Source organism: Phaeovulum sp., from assembly GCF_041596715.1.
Taxonomy (GTDB): Bacteria; Pseudomonadota; Alphaproteobacteria; order Rhodobacterales; family Rhodobacteraceae; genus UBA6213.
On sequence record NZ_JBFHIA010000057.1, the window covers coordinates 1 to 14,269 of the forward strand.

13 protein-coding genes are annotated in these 14,269 nt (G+C 63.4%); all 13 read right to left on the reverse strand.

The window, feature by feature from the left end; translation table 11 throughout:
* Window positions 1-285: 285 nt before the first annotated feature.
* Window positions 286-1,263, reverse strand: coding sequence for a sigma-54 interaction domain-containing protein (locus ABY403_RS05765; RefSeq protein WP_372839775.1), 978 nt, complete (start codon window positions 1,261-1,263; stop codon window positions 286-288).
* 27 nt (window positions 1,264-1,290) lie between these two features.
* Entirely contained in the window at window positions 1,291-2,358 is a 1,068-nt protein-coding gene (locus ABY403_RS05770) for a C45 family autoproteolytic acyltransferase/hydolase (RefSeq protein WP_372839776.1), read from the reverse strand.
* Entirely contained in the window at window positions 2,355-3,365 is a 1,011-nt protein-coding gene (locus ABY403_RS05775; protein ID WP_372839778.1) for an ABC transporter ATP-binding protein, read from the reverse strand. The genes ABY403_RS05770 and ABY403_RS05775 overlap by 4 nt, the downstream gene beginning before the upstream one ends.
* The gene (locus tag ABY403_RS05780) at window positions 3,362-4,354 is read right to left on the reverse strand and encodes an ABC transporter ATP-binding protein (protein ID WP_372839780.1); all 993 of its coding nucleotides are present in this window, start codon (window positions 4,352-4,354) and stop codon (window positions 3,362-3,364) included. The genes ABY403_RS05775 and ABY403_RS05780 overlap by 4 nt, the downstream gene beginning before the upstream one ends.
* Entirely contained in the window at window positions 4,351-5,238 is an 888-nt protein-coding gene (locus ABY403_RS05785) for an ABC transporter permease (protein ID WP_372839781.1), read from the reverse strand. Before ABY403_RS05785 ends, ABY403_RS05780 begins: the two co-directional genes overlap by 4 nt.
* Window positions 5,235-6,242: an ABC transporter permease gene (locus ABY403_RS05790; protein ID WP_372839782.1), complete on the reverse strand. Its 1,008-nt coding sequence runs from the start codon at window positions 6,240-6,242 to the stop codon at window positions 5,235-5,237. The genes ABY403_RS05785 and ABY403_RS05790 overlap by 4 nt, the downstream gene beginning before the upstream one ends.
* 28 nt (window positions 6,243-6,270) lie before the next feature.
* Window positions 6,271-7,809, reverse strand: coding sequence for an ABC transporter substrate-binding protein (locus ABY403_RS05795; RefSeq protein ID WP_372839784.1), 1,539 nt, complete (start codon window positions 7,807-7,809; stop codon window positions 6,271-6,273).
* 233 nt (window positions 7,810-8,042) lie between these two features.
* Window positions 8,043-9,371 (reverse strand): RNA polymerase sigma-54 factor, encoded by a 1,329-nt coding sequence (locus tag ABY403_RS05800; protein WP_372839785.1) that lies wholly within the window; start codon window positions 9,369-9,371, stop codon window positions 8,043-8,045.
* A 60-nt stretch (window positions 9,372-9,431) separates the two neighbouring features.
* Entirely contained in the window at window positions 9,432-10,130 is a 699-nt protein-coding gene (locus ABY403_RS05805) for a VIT family protein (protein WP_372839787.1), read from the reverse strand.
* Between the two features lie 75 nt (window positions 10,131-10,205).
* Window positions 10,206-12,104, reverse strand: coding sequence for a heavy metal translocating P-type ATPase (locus ABY403_RS05810; protein WP_372839788.1), 1,899 nt, complete (start codon window positions 12,102-12,104; stop codon window positions 10,206-10,208).
* Between the two features lie 123 nt (window positions 12,105-12,227).
* Window positions 12,228-13,259, reverse strand: a complete 1,032-nt coding sequence (locus ABY403_RS05815; protein ID WP_372839790.1) for an LLM class flavin-dependent oxidoreductase — start codon at window positions 13,257-13,259, stop codon at window positions 12,228-12,230.
* 78 nt (window positions 13,260-13,337) lie between these two features.
* Window positions 13,338-13,589: a zf-HC2 domain-containing protein gene (locus tag ABY403_RS05820; protein ID WP_372839791.1), complete on the reverse strand. Its 252-nt coding sequence runs from the start codon at window positions 13,587-13,589 to the stop codon at window positions 13,338-13,340.
* A 110-nt stretch (window positions 13,590-13,699) separates the two neighbouring features.
* On the reverse strand, window positions 13,700-14,269 hold a 570-nt coding region (locus ABY403_RS05825; protein ID WP_372839793.1), incomplete at its 5' end, for an RNA polymerase sigma factor.

Genomic DNA, 14,269 nt, shown 5'->3' on the forward strand with positions numbered 1-14,269 from the left:
ATCGTCACTGCCCGAATCCGCGGCAATGAAATCGGGCTGGGTCGCGACGGCGGATTGAAAGCTCACCGGTTTCAGCGGTGCGAAGCCGAGATGGCCATTTGGGCAGATGATACGGAGCGACGCCATGGGGTTCCTCGTGGACAGCTTCAGTTGCATTCCTATATGCACAAAGCGTGCCAAGAGGGGCGTACGACAACCTATTGTTTTAATGCAGTTATTTTGCTTAAATTGAAAGCAACAAGGGACATGCGTGGAATCCGCGCGCCGCAATAAGGGTTTTCACGCTCAGGTAAGGCCCAGCTTGATCATCTGATGGCGCAGCGCGTGGCGGCTTAGGCCAAGGCGCGTTGCCGCTGTTTGTAGGTTGCCCTCGGCCGCCTCTAGCGCCTGCGCCACGATCATGCGCTGAAAAGCCTCGGTCGCTTCGCGAAAGCTACCCTCGGGCGCGGGCGCTGCGCCTTCGGGGCCCACTGGTGCGCCACCTGCGGCGACCGAGCGCAAGATACGCGCAGGCAGATGGCGCGGCAGGATCACGTCATCCTCTTCCAGAATGAAGATACGCTCCAGCAGGTTTTCCAGTTCGCGCACGTTGCCCGGCCAACGGTAGCGCATAAAGATATCTTCGGTTTCCGGTGCCATTCCAGTTATGTCGCGCTTGTACATCGCGTTGTATTTTTTGATGAAATATCGCGCGAGCGTCAGCACATCATCGCCGCGTTCATGCAGCGCCGGCAGGTTCAGCGCAACCACCTGCAAGCGGTAATAGAGGTCTTCGCGGAACTTGCCCGCGTTCACCTCGGACAGCAGCACCTTGTTGGTGGCTGCAATAAAGCGCACATCCACCGTCGTCGGCTTGACCGCGCCAACGCGGCGGAATTGCTGGGTGTCGAGCAGGCTTAGAAGCTTGGTCTGCAAGGGCGGGTCAAGCTCTCGGATCTCATCCAGAAAGACCGAGCCTTTGTTGGCCGCCTCGATCAGGCCCAGTTTTCGCTCGACCGCGCCGGTAAAGGCACCGCGCTCGTGCCCGAAAAGCTCTGATTCAAGCAGGCTTGCCGGGATCGCAGCGCAGTTGATATCGACAAACTCGCGCGCGGCACGGGACGAGGCTTGATGGATCATGCGCGCAACCAGCCCCTTGCCGGTGCCGGTTTCACCGTAGATCAGCACGGTGCGCGCCGGGCTGTTGGCCACCCGATCAATCAGTTTTCGCAGGGCATCAATGCTTGGGTGGGTACCCACCAGTTCGCTTTTGTAATCGGCCATGCCGCGCCCCATCCGACCGGCACCCGGTCAGGCGGCGAGCGAAATGCTTCGCCACGCGCCGGTGCAGGGATTGCCTTCGCAGTAATCCATCCGCTGCAGGTTACACGAATAGACCGCCGAGGAAATGGTTTCGGCGGCATCTGCGGCCCCGTGCTGGCAAATCGGCGCCGCACCGGGTGCTGTATTGGCATGGGTTCCCATCACACCCTGGGCATCTTCACGCCCCCATGGCTTGCCGGGCAGGACCCGCGCCAGATAGTCGAACCGCGCGTGCGAATTGGCCGCGATACTGTCATCGCGGGGTTGCAACGTGTCGGGTGCAAGCGCGCCGGTATAGTGGTTGGTGCGCCAGACCTCTGGCCCGGTCGTCACAGTCACCCCAGCCGCGCCCAACTCGATCGCCGCGGTGGCACCAGTGGCATCGGCCAGAACCAGCGTGCCGCCACCTGCGTGCGGCGTTGTGCGCACCATCTCAACCGCCTCAGCGACCGTGGTGCAGCGCGCCAGAATCCGCGTCATCAGAAAATACCGCAGCCAGCCTACGCGGTGGGTGGCAACCGACACCTGCGTATCGGCCAGCGCCAACCCCGCAGCATTGATGCCACTGGAATAGGCACCGGGGCTGCCAAGGCTGCCAAGGCACAGCATACCACCCGAAATCACATCGGGGCCGGTGTGGTGCGCAATCGACTGGACGCCAAGATGAACGCCCGAATAATCCCGGTTTTTTACCACCATCGGGCCGTCTGGCCCCTGCCCCACGGCCCAGGCCGAACAGCCATCCTTCAGCGCGGCACCGCCCTTCAGATCGCGCAGCGTGCCAAGGTGCATATGCGCGAAAAGCTCGGGCTCCGGAAAACCGAACCCTTCGGCGATGCCCAAAAGCTCGGCCATGCCTTCCGGGTCATTGGCAAGATGAAACGCGCGCTGCGCGGCCAGATAGGCCAGCGAGGCTTCGTCAAACACCCCCTCGGCCCTCGCAGTCTCGACCCGGCCAAGGGTTGCGTCACGGACCTTGGCACCCAACCACGCTGGCGCCGCCTGTTCGTGGCCGCGCGTGTAAGCTGACCCGGAAAGCTGCATCTTGATGTTCATGTCTGACCCTCATCCATCAGGCTGACCCCCTCGGCCAGCCGGTGGCAGGCAGCGGTGTGCCCGGGCCCTACCCCCTCGTTGACCGGCGCTTTGCTGCGACAGATGTCGATCGCCAAAGGGCAACGGGTGTGAAACTTGCACCCCGACGGCGGACGCAGCGGCGAGGGCAGATCACCCTTCAGCCGCACCCGCGCACGCCGCCCATGCGCCTCGATCTCGGGCACTGCCGAAAGCAGGCTTTGGGTGTAGGGGTGGCGCGGGTTGGCCAGCACATCCTCAACCGGCCCCATCTCGACGATCTCGCCCAGATACATTACGGCGACCCGGTCGCTAAGATAGCCGATCACCGAAATATCATGCGAAATGAACAGGTAAGTCAGCCCCATCTCGCGCTTGAGTTCCAGCAGCAGCGCGATGATCTGCGCCTGAATCGAGACATCGAGCGCCGAAACAGGCTCGTCACAAACGATGAACTCGGGGCTCGACACCAGCGCGCGCGCAATGCCGATGCGCTGGCGCTGGCCACCTGAGAACTGGTGCGGATAGCGGTCAAGCTGGTTCGCCTTCAGCCCCACCCGCTCGACAATCCGCTCGGTGATGGCACGGGCTTCCTCGCCGCTTGCCAATCCGTGCAGCTTTAGCGGCAGGCCGACGATTTCGGCAACGGTGCGGCGCGGGTTCAAGCTGGCGTAGGGGTCTTGAAAGATGATCTGCATCCGCCGACGCATGTTCTTCAGCGCGACCGGATCGAGCGATGTCACATCGGTTCCATCAAAGGTAACCTTGCCCGAAATCGGCGCGTTCAGCCGCAAAATGGCGCGGCCAAGCGTGGATTTGCCACAACCGGATTCACCGATCAGCCCAAGGATTTCGCCCCGGCCCACGGTCAGGTTTACGTCATTGACGGCGCGCACCACGGTATGGGGCACCCCGGTCATCCGCTCGATCAGGCCACGGCGACCTTCGTAATGCTTGGAAAGATGCTCGACAGACAACAGCGGCTTCATGCGGGCACCTCATCAAGCAGGATACAGCGCGCCAAGCGCCCCTCGCCCGCCGGTCGCATCGCCACCGGGGCAAGGCAGGCATCGCGGCGCAGGGGGCAACGGGAATAGAAGCGGCATTGCGGTGCCATGCCGATCAGGTCGGGCACCTGCCCCTCGATCGGGTTAATCGGCTGGCCGCGCATGGCCGGGCGCGGGATCGAGGCCAGAAGGCCGCGTGTGTAGGGGTGGCGCGGGTTGGCGATAACCTCGGCGGTAGGGCCCGCCTCGACCACCTGGCCCGCATACATCACCAACACACGGTCGCAATGTTCGGCCACCACGCCAAGGTCGTGCGTAATCAGCACCACGCTCATGCCCAAACTTTCACGGATCTCGGTGATGAGTTCCAGCACCTGCGCCTGAATGGTGACATCCAGCGCGGTGGTCGGCTCGTCTGCAATCAGCAGCTTCGGACGGCAAGCCAAAGCGATGGCGATCATGATGCGCTGGCGCATACCGCCGGAAAACTCGTGCGGATACTGGCGCAGGCGGTTCTCGGCAGAGGGGATGCCGACAAGGCCCAGCATCTCCACCGATTTCGCGCGGATCGCCGCGCGCCGTGCCTTGCCCCGCGCAGGCAGGGTTTCGTCATGCGCTTCAAGCACTTCGCTGATCTGTTCACCCACCGTAAGTGCCGGGTTCAGCGCGGTTAGCGCATCCTGCATGGTCATGGCGATTTCCTTGCCGCGCACCTCGCGCATTTCGCGCATGCTAAGCGCGCGCAGATCGCGCCCCTCGAACAAGATCTGCCCCTCGGCCACGCGGCCGGGGCTGCGGACAAGCCCCATCACCGAAGCAAAGGTGACCGATTTGCCAGAGCCGCTTTCCCCCACGATGCCAAGGCATTCGCCGCGCCGCACCTCGACATCGACACCATCGACCGCCCAGACTTCGCCGGCGCGGGTATCAAACACGGTGCGCAGCCCGCGCACTTCCAAAAGCGCGCTCATTCGTGGAACCTCGGGTCAAAGGCGTCACGCAGGCCCTGACTTGCCACGTTGATCGCCAGCACCAAAAGCAGGATCGCAAGGCCGGGGAATGTTGAAACCCACCACGCCTCCAGAATGAAGGCGCGGCCATCGGAAACCATCGAGCCCCAGCTTGCCATCGGCGGCTGCACGCCCAGCCCAAGGAAGGAAAGCGAGGCTTCCAGAATGATGACATTGGCCATGCGGATGGTCGAAACCACTACCACTGGTGAGAGGATATTGGGCAGGATTTCACGCAGCATGATGTGGCGCGGCGAGGCGCCTAGGGCGCGCGCTGCCTCGACATATTCCAGCTCGCGCACGGCAAGGGTTTCGCCGCGCACCACCCGTGCCGGGATAACCCATTCCTTATAGGCCAGCGCCAGAATGATGTTGCCAAGCCCCGGCCCCATCATCGCCATCAGCCCGATTGCAAAGATCAGGTAGGGAAAGCCCAGAAGAATATCGACAATCCGCGAGATGATGACATCGACCCAGCCGCGCAGATAGCCCGAGGCGAGCCCCGCGATGATGCCGATGCCAGTGGCCAGCACGATCACCGTAACGCCGACGAAGATCGAAATCCGCGCGCCGTAGATGATGCGGGAAAAGATGTCGCGCCCAAGCGCATCGCAGCCCAGAAGAAAGCCCCATTCGCCACCCTCTACCCATGCGGGCGGTTGCAGGCGGCGGAAAAGGTCCGTCTCATAAGGGTCTTGTGGTGCAAGCCAAGGCGCAAAGGCGGCCATGACAACGAACAGCACCACCACCACCGCCGCGGCCATTGCCAGACGGTTGGCCATGAAGCTTGCCAGATTGCGGCGAAAGATGGTGTCGGCGGCGGGGGTTGCGGCGGCCATGCTCATAGCTTCACCCGCGGGTTGAGGACAGTGTAGAGAATGTCTGCAAAGAAGTTCAGCCCCACATAGATCACCGCGTAGAGCAGCACCGCAGCCTGCACGAGCGGGTAGTTACGCAAGAAGATGCTTTCCACCACCAGCCGCCCGAGGCCGGGCCAGCCGAACACCGTTTCCACGATCATGTTGCCGCCGAGCAGACTGCCGGTTTCAATGGCGGCCACCGAAACGGTTGGTATCAAGGCGTTCTTCAGCGCGTGGCGAAACAGAACGCGCGCCCGGCTAAGGCCCTTGGCATCGGCGAAGGTCACATAATCCTGCCGCAGCACTTCCAGCATCGAGGTGCGGGTGACGCGCATCAGGATCGCGGTCATCGGCAGACCAAGCGTGATGGCAGGCAGCAGGATGTGCTTCACCGCATCCCAAAAGGCGGGCAGGTTGCCGCGCAGCAGCGTATCGATCAGCAGAAAGCCGGTGATGGTTTCAATCTCGCTTGAATAGCCGATCCGGCCAGAGACAGGCAGAATGTTCCATTGCACCGCGAAAAGCATGATCAGCAGGATGCCGAACCAGAAGCCCGGCAGCGATACGCCCAGAAGCGAGCCGACCGTGGCGAGTTTGTCGAAAATGGAGTTCTTGCGGATCGCAGCCAGCACCCCCAGCGGAATCGCCGTCACCAGCGCCACGATCAGCGCGACAAGGCTCAACTCGATTGTGGCGGGCAAGCGTTCGGCAATGACATCGGCAACCGGGCGGCGGTGATAGAAGCTCTGCCCAAAGTCGCCTTGCAGGGCGTTGCCTATAAAGACGAAGAACCGCTCGACGATGGGCCGGTCTAGCCCAAGGCCACGGCGCAGCGCCTCTTCCTGTTCGGGGGTGATGTTCTGATCCCCGATCATGATCTGCACCGGGTCGCCGGGCGTCAGCGCCATCATCACGAAAACGATGAGGCTGACGCCCAACAGAACGGGCACGAGTTGCAGCAGGCGTTCGATAAGCTTGCCAAGGCTCATGCCCGATCCCTCCTTGTTTTGGATGTGCTCAGTTCAGGCAAGCGTCGTGCAGATTGATGCGGCTGTCGGCACTTGGTTTCCAGCCGCTCAGCCGGTCAGAGACACCGTAGATGTCTTGCGGCACCCAAAGATAGAGGTAGGGCAGGTCTGCGTTGATCATCAACTCTGCCTCACGGTACATTCCAGCGCGCTTGGCCACGTCAAGCTCTGTCGCGGCCGCGTCCAGCAGCGCATCCACAGCCGGGTTCGAATATCCCGCCGAGTTGCCGCGGTCGTTGGTGCGGTGGGTCGGCGTAAAGATGTCGAACGGGTCAAGCGAGCCGTTGCCCCAGCTGGAAAAGTACATGTCGCCGGTTTTCGGCGCTTTGCCTTGCAACCGCCACTTGGAGGTAAGCTGCGCGCTTTCGCCCACCGCAACGGTCGTACGGATGCCGACCTTGGTCAGCAAAGAGGCGATGGCCTCGGCGGTATCTTTGAACGCGCCTTCGGTATCCATCACGACATCGATGCCGTTCGGAAAGCCCGCATCGGCCAGCAACTTTTTCGCCATTTCGGGGTCATAGCCATAAACCGGCAGATCCGACGCGCCAAAGGCGTCAGGTGAAAGGATGCCATTGATCGGCGCGGCGTTGCCGCCAAGGATCTTGTCGATCAGCAGGTTCTTGTCGATCGCATGGGCCGCAGCCTGCCGCACGAGCGGGTCATCGAAATACTCGCCCTCTAGGTTCATCGCGACAAAGAAGCTGCGCGTGCCGTTGACCGTCATCACATGGGTGCCAGAGTTGGCATTGACCTGCGCAATCGAGAAGGCGGGCAACTCGTTGATGATATGCACGTCACCCGCCAGAAGCGCGGCAACACGGCTCGCGCTTTCCGGAATGATCTTGAAGATCACGCGGTCCACGCAGGCCGGCCCGACCGGGGCAATATCCGTAGCGCCACCATAGTATTCGGGGAAACGCTCCATGATGATCGATTCACCCTTGCGCCATTCGACAAGGCGGAACGGGCCCGTGCCGTTTTCTTCGGTTGCAAGCCCTTCCGAGCCGACACGCTCGACGAAGGCTTTCGAGACGATCTGCTGGTTGGGCAGCATCGCGGGCAAAATTGGCCACGGCTCTTTGAGCGTGATGCGAACGGTGTCGCCGTCCACCACCTCGACCGAGGCAACCGGCCCCATCAGGCTTTGCCGCGGGCTGGTTTGGCCATTGCCCATGGCACCTTCGACCACCACGCGGTCGAGCGAGAACTTCACGTCTTCGGCGGTCATCATCGTGCCATCGTGAAACTTGATCCCGGCGCGGATCTTGAAATCATAAACCGTGGGCGAGACCTGAGTCATCGATTCCGCGATCTCGGGCACCACGACCATGTTGGGGTCACGCGTCAGCAAACCGTCATAGAGGTTGCGGATAACCGTCTCGGTTTCGCGCTTGCGGTGGTTGGCGGGATCCAGCGTATCAGCGTCGAGCGTGAAGCCAACCACAAGGTCGGCGGCATAGGCCGCGGGTGCTACCGGGCCAATCGCCATGGCAGAAGCCAATAGTAGGCGTTGCAGGTTCGTCATTCTTTATCTCCCTGTTTCTGCGCTCGGGGCGGCGCATTTGTCCGGGTTAGGGCGGACATGGGTATACATGCACAAGTCGTGCCAGAATTATGCCCAGCGCTCGGGGGCGGTTTTTCTGCCGCTTTTTCGCGCACTGCGTGAAGCACCGCGTTGCGGGGCACGGTTTTTCAGGCGCAATGCGTGAAATGCGCGCACCCCATGTGCGCATTCCACGCGCTGGCTATACGTGCAAATCATCGTTTGCGCCGTGCGGATGCGGCTGCAATGCCCAGCAGCCCACGGTATTTGGCCACCGTGCGACGCGCCACGATGACCCCCTCTGCCTCGAAATGGCGCGCGATATCGGCGTCTCCTAAAGGCGCGGCCGGGTCTTCGGTAGCAATCAGCGCCTGCATCTCGTGCAAAAGCCGCGCCGTGGCAATGCCCTCGCCCCCTTCGCGCGCCGGCAGCGCTGCGCTGAAAAACGCACGCAGCGGCAGCGTTGGGCCCGGCGTGGCAACCATCAACCCCGCGGTCACGCGGCTGATGGTAGAAAGATGCAAGCCCGTCGCGCGCGCAACATCGGCGGCGCTTAGCGGCAGCATCGCCTGCGCGCCTTTTTCCAGAAACCCAGCCTGATGCACCAGCATCTCGCGCGCGATCCGCAGCGTGGTCGCGTTACGCCGTGCCACCGCACCCACGATCCATTGCGCCTCGCGCCAAAGCGGGTCGTTACCGGTTTCGGGGGATTCACCGAGTGTGATGACAGGAAGGGTGGAGCGGTTCAGCTCGACCGTCCAGTCCTTGCCTTGGCGCCGCACAATCAGGTCGGGCTCGCGAATAGGCATCGGGGCTGCGTCAAAGCTGGCGCCGGGCTTTGGGTTCATGGCGCGGAGCGCGCGCAGCATTTCGGCCAACCGTTCGGGCGTGGCTTCGCATAGCGTGGCAAGCTCTGCCATCGCGCCCTTGGCCAAAAGCGGCAGATGGCCAAGCAGGCAGTTAAAATCGGGGGTCAGCAGCCCTTGGTCTTGCGCTTGCAGCCGAAGGCATTCGGCCAGCGAGCGGGCAAACAGGCCCGCAGGTTCGGCCTGTTGCAGCGCCGCCAGCACACGTTCGGCATCAGCCAGCGGGCGGCCACTGTGCCGGGCGATATCCTCGACGCTTGCGCCCAGCCAGCCGCTTGGTTCCAGCGCGGCGAGGAAGGCCTCGGCCAGCGGGCGGTCGGCGGGCGCGCGCACCAAAAGCCCGATCTGCGCGCGCAGATGCTCGATCAGCCCCGGCGGCGGTGCCATTACACGCTCTGCCGCATCCGATGGCGATAGCCCGCCGCCCGGTGCCGCCGCTGCCGGTTTTGCGGCATCAGCCGGTGGCGGTGCCGCCAAGAATTGGTCAAGCCAGTTTGGCGTTTGCACCGGGCGCGGCGCGGCGGTCAGCGAAACATGCGGATTTGCTGCTGCAAGCTGCCTCAGATGTTCGGACAGTTGCTGGTTGTCGAGGCGCAAAAGGCCGATCGCCTGCCGCAGCCGCGTAGTCATCGACAACGCGCGTCTCTGGCGCAGGCCAATCGCGATCTGGGTTTCCATGCCTTTCCGTTCCCCTCACCGCCAGTGTGACCTGTCAGAGGGGGCCGGGCAAGCGCGCGGTCAGACCATCACGCCGAAGAGCGCACCAACCGCCGCGGTTGCCGCCATTGCAAGCACGCCCCAAAACGTCACGCGCGCAGCACCGCGCCAGCGCCCTGCGCCCCCTGCCGCCGCCCCGACTGCCCCCAAAAGCGCCAGCGCCACCACCGTCGCGCCGCCAATCATCGGCAACGCCGAAGCCAGCGGCGAAACCAGCGCCACAAGCAAGGGCAAGGCCGCGCCGGAGGCAAAGGTTAGCGCCGAAACCAGCGCCGCCTGCACGGGCCGCGCTGTCAGTGATTCTGAAATGCCAAGTTCATCGCGCAGATGCGCGCCCAGCGCGTCATGTGCGGTCAGTTGCTCGGCCACCAGCCGTGCGAGGTGGCGGTCAAGCCCGCGCGCGGCGTAGATGTCTTCAAGCTCTTTCTGCTCGTCTTCGGGATGTTCTTCGATCTCGGCACGCTCGCGCGCGGTATCGGCGCGCTCGGCATCGGTTTGTGAACTGACCGAGACATATTCGCCCGCCGCCATCGACATCGCACCTGCCATCAGCCCTGCAAGCCCCGCGACCAGAATCTCGGGTTTGCCCGAACCTGCGGCCGCGACGCCCACCAGCAAACTTGCCGTAGAAACGATACCGTCGTTTGCGCCAAGAATGGCCGCGCGCAACCAACCGACGCGGTGCAACGTGTGCGTTTCGGAATGGGTAAGGCGGCTCATGATCTTCCTTTCGTGTCGCAACCGGCACGAATCGATACCACCGGCACGGCAGAAGGGCGAGCCCCGGCTGGTGGCCTAGGCGCGGTCGGTTCGGATCTTGTCTGTCAGCAACCGCAGGCTGTTAAGCACCACAAGCAAAGTGCCCCCTTCGTGGCCGATCACCGCGATTGGCAAGGGCAACTCGAAGGCAAGTGCGGCGGCTACCAGCACCATCATGGCCGCAATGGCGAAGACGAGGTTGGCGCGAATGATTGCGCGTGTGCGCAACGCCAATCGCTGCGCCGCGGCAACGCGGGTCAGATCGTCTGACAAAAGCGCCACATCGGCCGCCGCCAATGCCACATCGCTACCCGCGGCCCCCATCGCGACACCCACATCGGCACGCGCCAATGCCGCCGCGTCATTCACCCCGTCCCCCACAAAGGCGACGCGCGCTTCACCGGTCAGTTCGGCGACAAGGCGCAGCTTGTCCTCGGCCAAAAGCCCTGCGTGAATATCTTTGGGCGCAAAGCCAAGCTCTTTGCCGATCAATGCGGCAACCTCTTGCCGGTCGCCGGTCATCATCACAAGGCGCGAGACGCCAGATTTGCGCAGCGCCGCAAGCCCCGGCGCAGCAGAGCCGCGCGGGCTATCGGCCAACCCGATGCCGCCCAAGACCTGCGGCCCGCGCCCGATCCAGACCACTGTTTCCGATGAATTGGCGAGGACTTGCAACTCTGGCGGCAGATCGTCTTCTTCGGCCAGCATCCGTGCCACCATACGCGCGTTGCCCGCCCAGACCAGCGCCTCCCCATGCACCCCTGCGATACCTTCGCTGGTGACCGTGCTGACCTCGCGTACCGCAACAGGCACCAAGCCGCGCGCCTCTGCTGCGGAGCGAATGGCTCCTGCCACCGGGTGCTCGGAATGTGCCTCCAAACCCGCCGCCAACGCCAAAAGCGCCGCTTCATCGCCATCAACAGCGACGATGCGGCGTATTTCGGCGTGACCGGTGGTCAGCGTGCCGGTCTTGTCGAAAGCAAAGATGCGCGCCTCGCCCAGCGCCTCAAGTGCAGCACCGCCCTTGAACAGCACACCGCCCCGCGCCGCCGCCGCTAGCGCCGAAAGCATCGCGGCGGGCACAGAAATCACGATGGCGCAGGGGCTGGCTGCGACAAGCAGCGTGGCGGCGCGGTAAAGCGCGTCTGCGCTGCTCCAGCCAAGCCAGATCAGCACCACATAGGCCAAGACCGCGCCCGCCAAGACAACAGCTGTATAACGCTGCCCGAACCAGTCACCGAATTGTTCCGAAGGCGCGCGCGCGGCCTGCGCGCGCGTGACCATTTCGATCATCCGCGCCACCGTGCTTTCGCCCTGCGCCCGCGTCACCGCAACCTCTAGCACCGCGTTCAGGTTCACCGTCGCCTCAAACAGCGGCTCGCCCACGCTTTTGCGCACCGGCATCGACTCGCCGGTGATCGTCGCTTCGTCAATATCGCCCTCGCCGGTGGTGATCGCGCAATCCACCGGCACCCGCATACCGGGGCGCAGCAGAACATGCGCGCCGGGGGCAAGGCTGGCCACCGGTACCTCGGTCAAGGCCCCGTCGGGGCCCAACAGCAACGCGGTTTCGGGTCGCAACGCCATCAACGCCTCGACCGCGCGCCGTGCGCGCCCCAAAGCACGCGCTTCCAGCGCACCCGATGCAGAGAACAGCGCAAGCAGCACCGCGCCTTCAAGTGCGGCGCCCACCATCAGCGCCGCAAGCGCCGCAAGCACCATCAGCAGATCAATCGCCAGCACCCTCTCGCGCAGAAGCGCATCAAGCGCACTTACCCCGGCGGGCACGCCGCCTGCCACATAGGCAAGCAGCAGCCCGGCCGTGACGGCGGCAGGCAACGGCCACACAAAACTGGCCAGCAGCGCCAGCGCGAGCCCGCCTACCGTGATCAACGCCAATGGCGTCACGCTTTTTTCGACGACGGTCTGCGACATGCCTTGCCCCTGGCCTTGCGCCCGAACCGGCCATCGCAGGGCCATTCGAACACACACTTCAATGCTGCCCCCAAATGACAGGGGCCACAATGTGACGCAAGCGCATGCGGCAAATCGCGCGCATTACGCAAGCAGCGCACGCACCCGCGGGATGACCTGCGAGCCGTAAAGCCCGATCGAGCGCATCAGCGCCGCATGTGGCAGCGTACCCATCGAGTATTTCATATCGAACCGGCTCAACCCCAGCGTGCGCACGCAATCTGCGATTTTCTGCGCCACGGTCTCGGGCGCGCCCACATACATCGCGCCGTGTTCGATCTCGCGCTCGAAATCGGCGCGGGTGGTCGGTGGCCAGCCACGTTCGCGCCCGATCCGATCATGCAACACCTTGTAGCCCGCAAAAGCCTCTGTCTGCGCCTCGGCATCGGTGGGCGCGATATGGCCGGGGGAATGAACGCCAAGCGGTTGCGGCGCGCCGCCGATCTGGGCGTAGCTGCGCTGGTAAAGATCGACAAAGGGCAGAAACCGCTGCGCGGCACCGCCGATGATGGCGAGCATCATCGGCAACTCATGGCGCACCGCGCGCAGCACGGACTCGGGGCTGCCACCGACACCGATCCACGCCTTCAGCCCCTCGGGCCCAAGCGGCGGATAGACCCGCTGGCGGCGTAGCGGCGCGCGGTGCTTGCCTGTCCAAGTGACAACGTCATTGCGGATCAGGCGCGCGAACAGATCCAACTTTTCCTCGAACAGTTCTTCGTAATCATCAAGCTTGAAGCCAAAAAGCTCGTAGCTTTCGATGAACGAGCCGCGCCCGAGCATCACCTCGGCGCGCCCCCCCGACAGTGCGTTGAGCGTAGAAAACCGCTGGAACAGCCGCACCGGATCGTCGGACGACAGCACCGTGACCGCGGTTCCAAACCTGATCCGTTTGGTGCGCGCGGCAATTGCGGCCAGCACCACCTCGGGCGCAGAAATGGCAAAATCATCGCGGTGATGTTCGCCAAGCCCGAAGAAATCCACCCCCAGCTCGTCAGCCAGTACCGCCTCATCCAGCACATCGCGCAGCACTTCGGCGTGCGATTTCAGCTGGCCATCTTCGCGCGCCGTAACATCGCCAAAAGTATCGAGGCCGAGTTCAAGTGGCTGAGCCATAAAGGGTCTCCGCATTCGGACTGTTCCGCCCTTTTTAGCACGGATCGCCCCTTGGCCGTAGCGATGATCGCCGGGGCGTCAACCGCTCTGCGGTTTGCCGTCATTTAGCCGGGATAGAATAGCGCTGACGCTGGCATCCACGGCCTCTTGCGAGGCATCGGCAGCCATTGCGGCCTCTGCCAGATCGCGCGTGGTGCGCAGCTGGCTGACAAACCGCGCGCAACCTTTGCACATCGCCAGATGCATCCGCATCTGCAACATTTGCCACGCACCAAGCTCGCCATCGATCATGGCAGAGGCGCGTTGGGCAACTTCCTTGCAACTTAGCATCTAGCGAAGTCCTTTTCATGCATCGCTTGGGAATGACGATCCGAAAGCCAATGCGTTACAACAGCAAAAGCAGGAATGGCGCGTCTGCAACCTGCACCCCCTGCCCCGTCTCATGTCAATGCGTCCAGCGCAGCACGTATGGCCAGCCGCGCGCGGTGCAAAAGAACACGCATATTGCCATCGCTGATACCCAGAATGGTGCAGACCTCGGCGGCCTCAAGCCCCTGCTGGGCGCGCAGCACCAGCACCGCGCGCTGAGCGGGCGGCAAGGTTTCGATAGCGGCATTGACGTGCTGCAACAGGCTTCGCCCCGCCACGATCCGCTCGGCGGTCATTTCCTCCCAAAGTTCGGGCATGTCCTTCCAGCGGCCACGGCCATCGAAAGCGGCTGCAAGGTTGTCGTCTTCGCCTGCGCCGTCGAAGGAAACCGCGCGGCCATCGCGCACGGCGCGGGTGCGCGCCTTGTTCAACACGATCGTAAAGATCCAGCCCGCCAAGGACGAGCGCCCCTCGAAACCGCCAATGTTTTTCAGCACCGCAACCCAAGCGTCTTGCGTGACCTCTTCGGCGCTCGCGCGGCTTCTGAGGATACTATCGGCAAAGCGCACCATCGCCGCGTTGTGTTGGCGGTAGACACGCTCAAAGGCGGCGCGATCGCCTTTTGCCAGCGCGCGCACCTG

What these genes read in the sequence shown, in the direction of transcription:
- ABY403_RS05765 (WP_372839775.1), bottom strand. Translation starts at nt 1,263, where the DNA reads ATGGCCGATTACAAAAGCGAACTGGTGGGTACCCACCCAAGCATTGAT.
- ABY403_RS05770 (WP_372839776.1), bottom strand. Translation starts at nt 2,358, where the DNA reads ATGAACATCAAGATGCAGCTTTCCGGGTCAGCTTACACGCGCGGCCAC.
- ABY403_RS05775 (WP_372839778.1), bottom strand. Translation starts at nt 3,365, where the DNA reads ATGAAGCCGCTGTTGTCTGTCGAGCATCTTTCCAAGCATTACGAAGGT.
- ABY403_RS05780 (WP_372839780.1), bottom strand. Translation starts at nt 4,354, where the DNA reads ATGAGCGCGCTTTTGGAAGTGCGCGGGCTGCGCACCGTGTTTGATACC.
- ABY403_RS05785 (WP_372839781.1), bottom strand. Translation starts at nt 5,238, where the DNA reads ATGAGCATGGCCGCCGCAACCCCCGCCGCCGACACCATCTTTCGCCGC.
- ABY403_RS05790 (WP_372839782.1), bottom strand. Translation starts at nt 6,242, where the DNA reads ATGAGCCTTGGCAAGCTTATCGAACGCCTGCTGCAACTCGTGCCCGTT.
- ABY403_RS05795 (WP_372839784.1), bottom strand. Translation starts at nt 7,809, where the DNA reads ATGACGAACCTGCAACGCCTACTATTGGCTTCTGCCATGGCGATTGGC.
- ABY403_RS05800 (WP_372839785.1), bottom strand. Translation starts at nt 9,371, where the DNA reads ATGGAAACCCAGATCGCGATTGGCCTGCGCCAGAGACGCGCGTTGTCG.
- ABY403_RS05805 (WP_372839787.1), bottom strand. Translation starts at nt 10,130, where the DNA reads ATGAGCCGCCTTACCCATTCCGAAACGCACACGTTGCACCGCGTCGGT.
- ABY403_RS05810 (WP_372839788.1), bottom strand. Translation starts at nt 12,104, where the DNA reads ATGTCGCAGACCGTCGTCGAAAAAAGCGTGACGCCATTGGCGTTGATC.
- ABY403_RS05815 (WP_372839790.1), bottom strand. Translation starts at nt 13,259, where the DNA reads ATGGCTCAGCCACTTGAACTCGGCCTCGATACTTTTGGCGATGTTACG.
- ABY403_RS05820 (WP_372839791.1), bottom strand. Translation starts at nt 13,589, where the DNA reads ATGCTAAGTTGCAAGGAAGTTGCCCAACGCGCCTCTGCCATGATCGAT.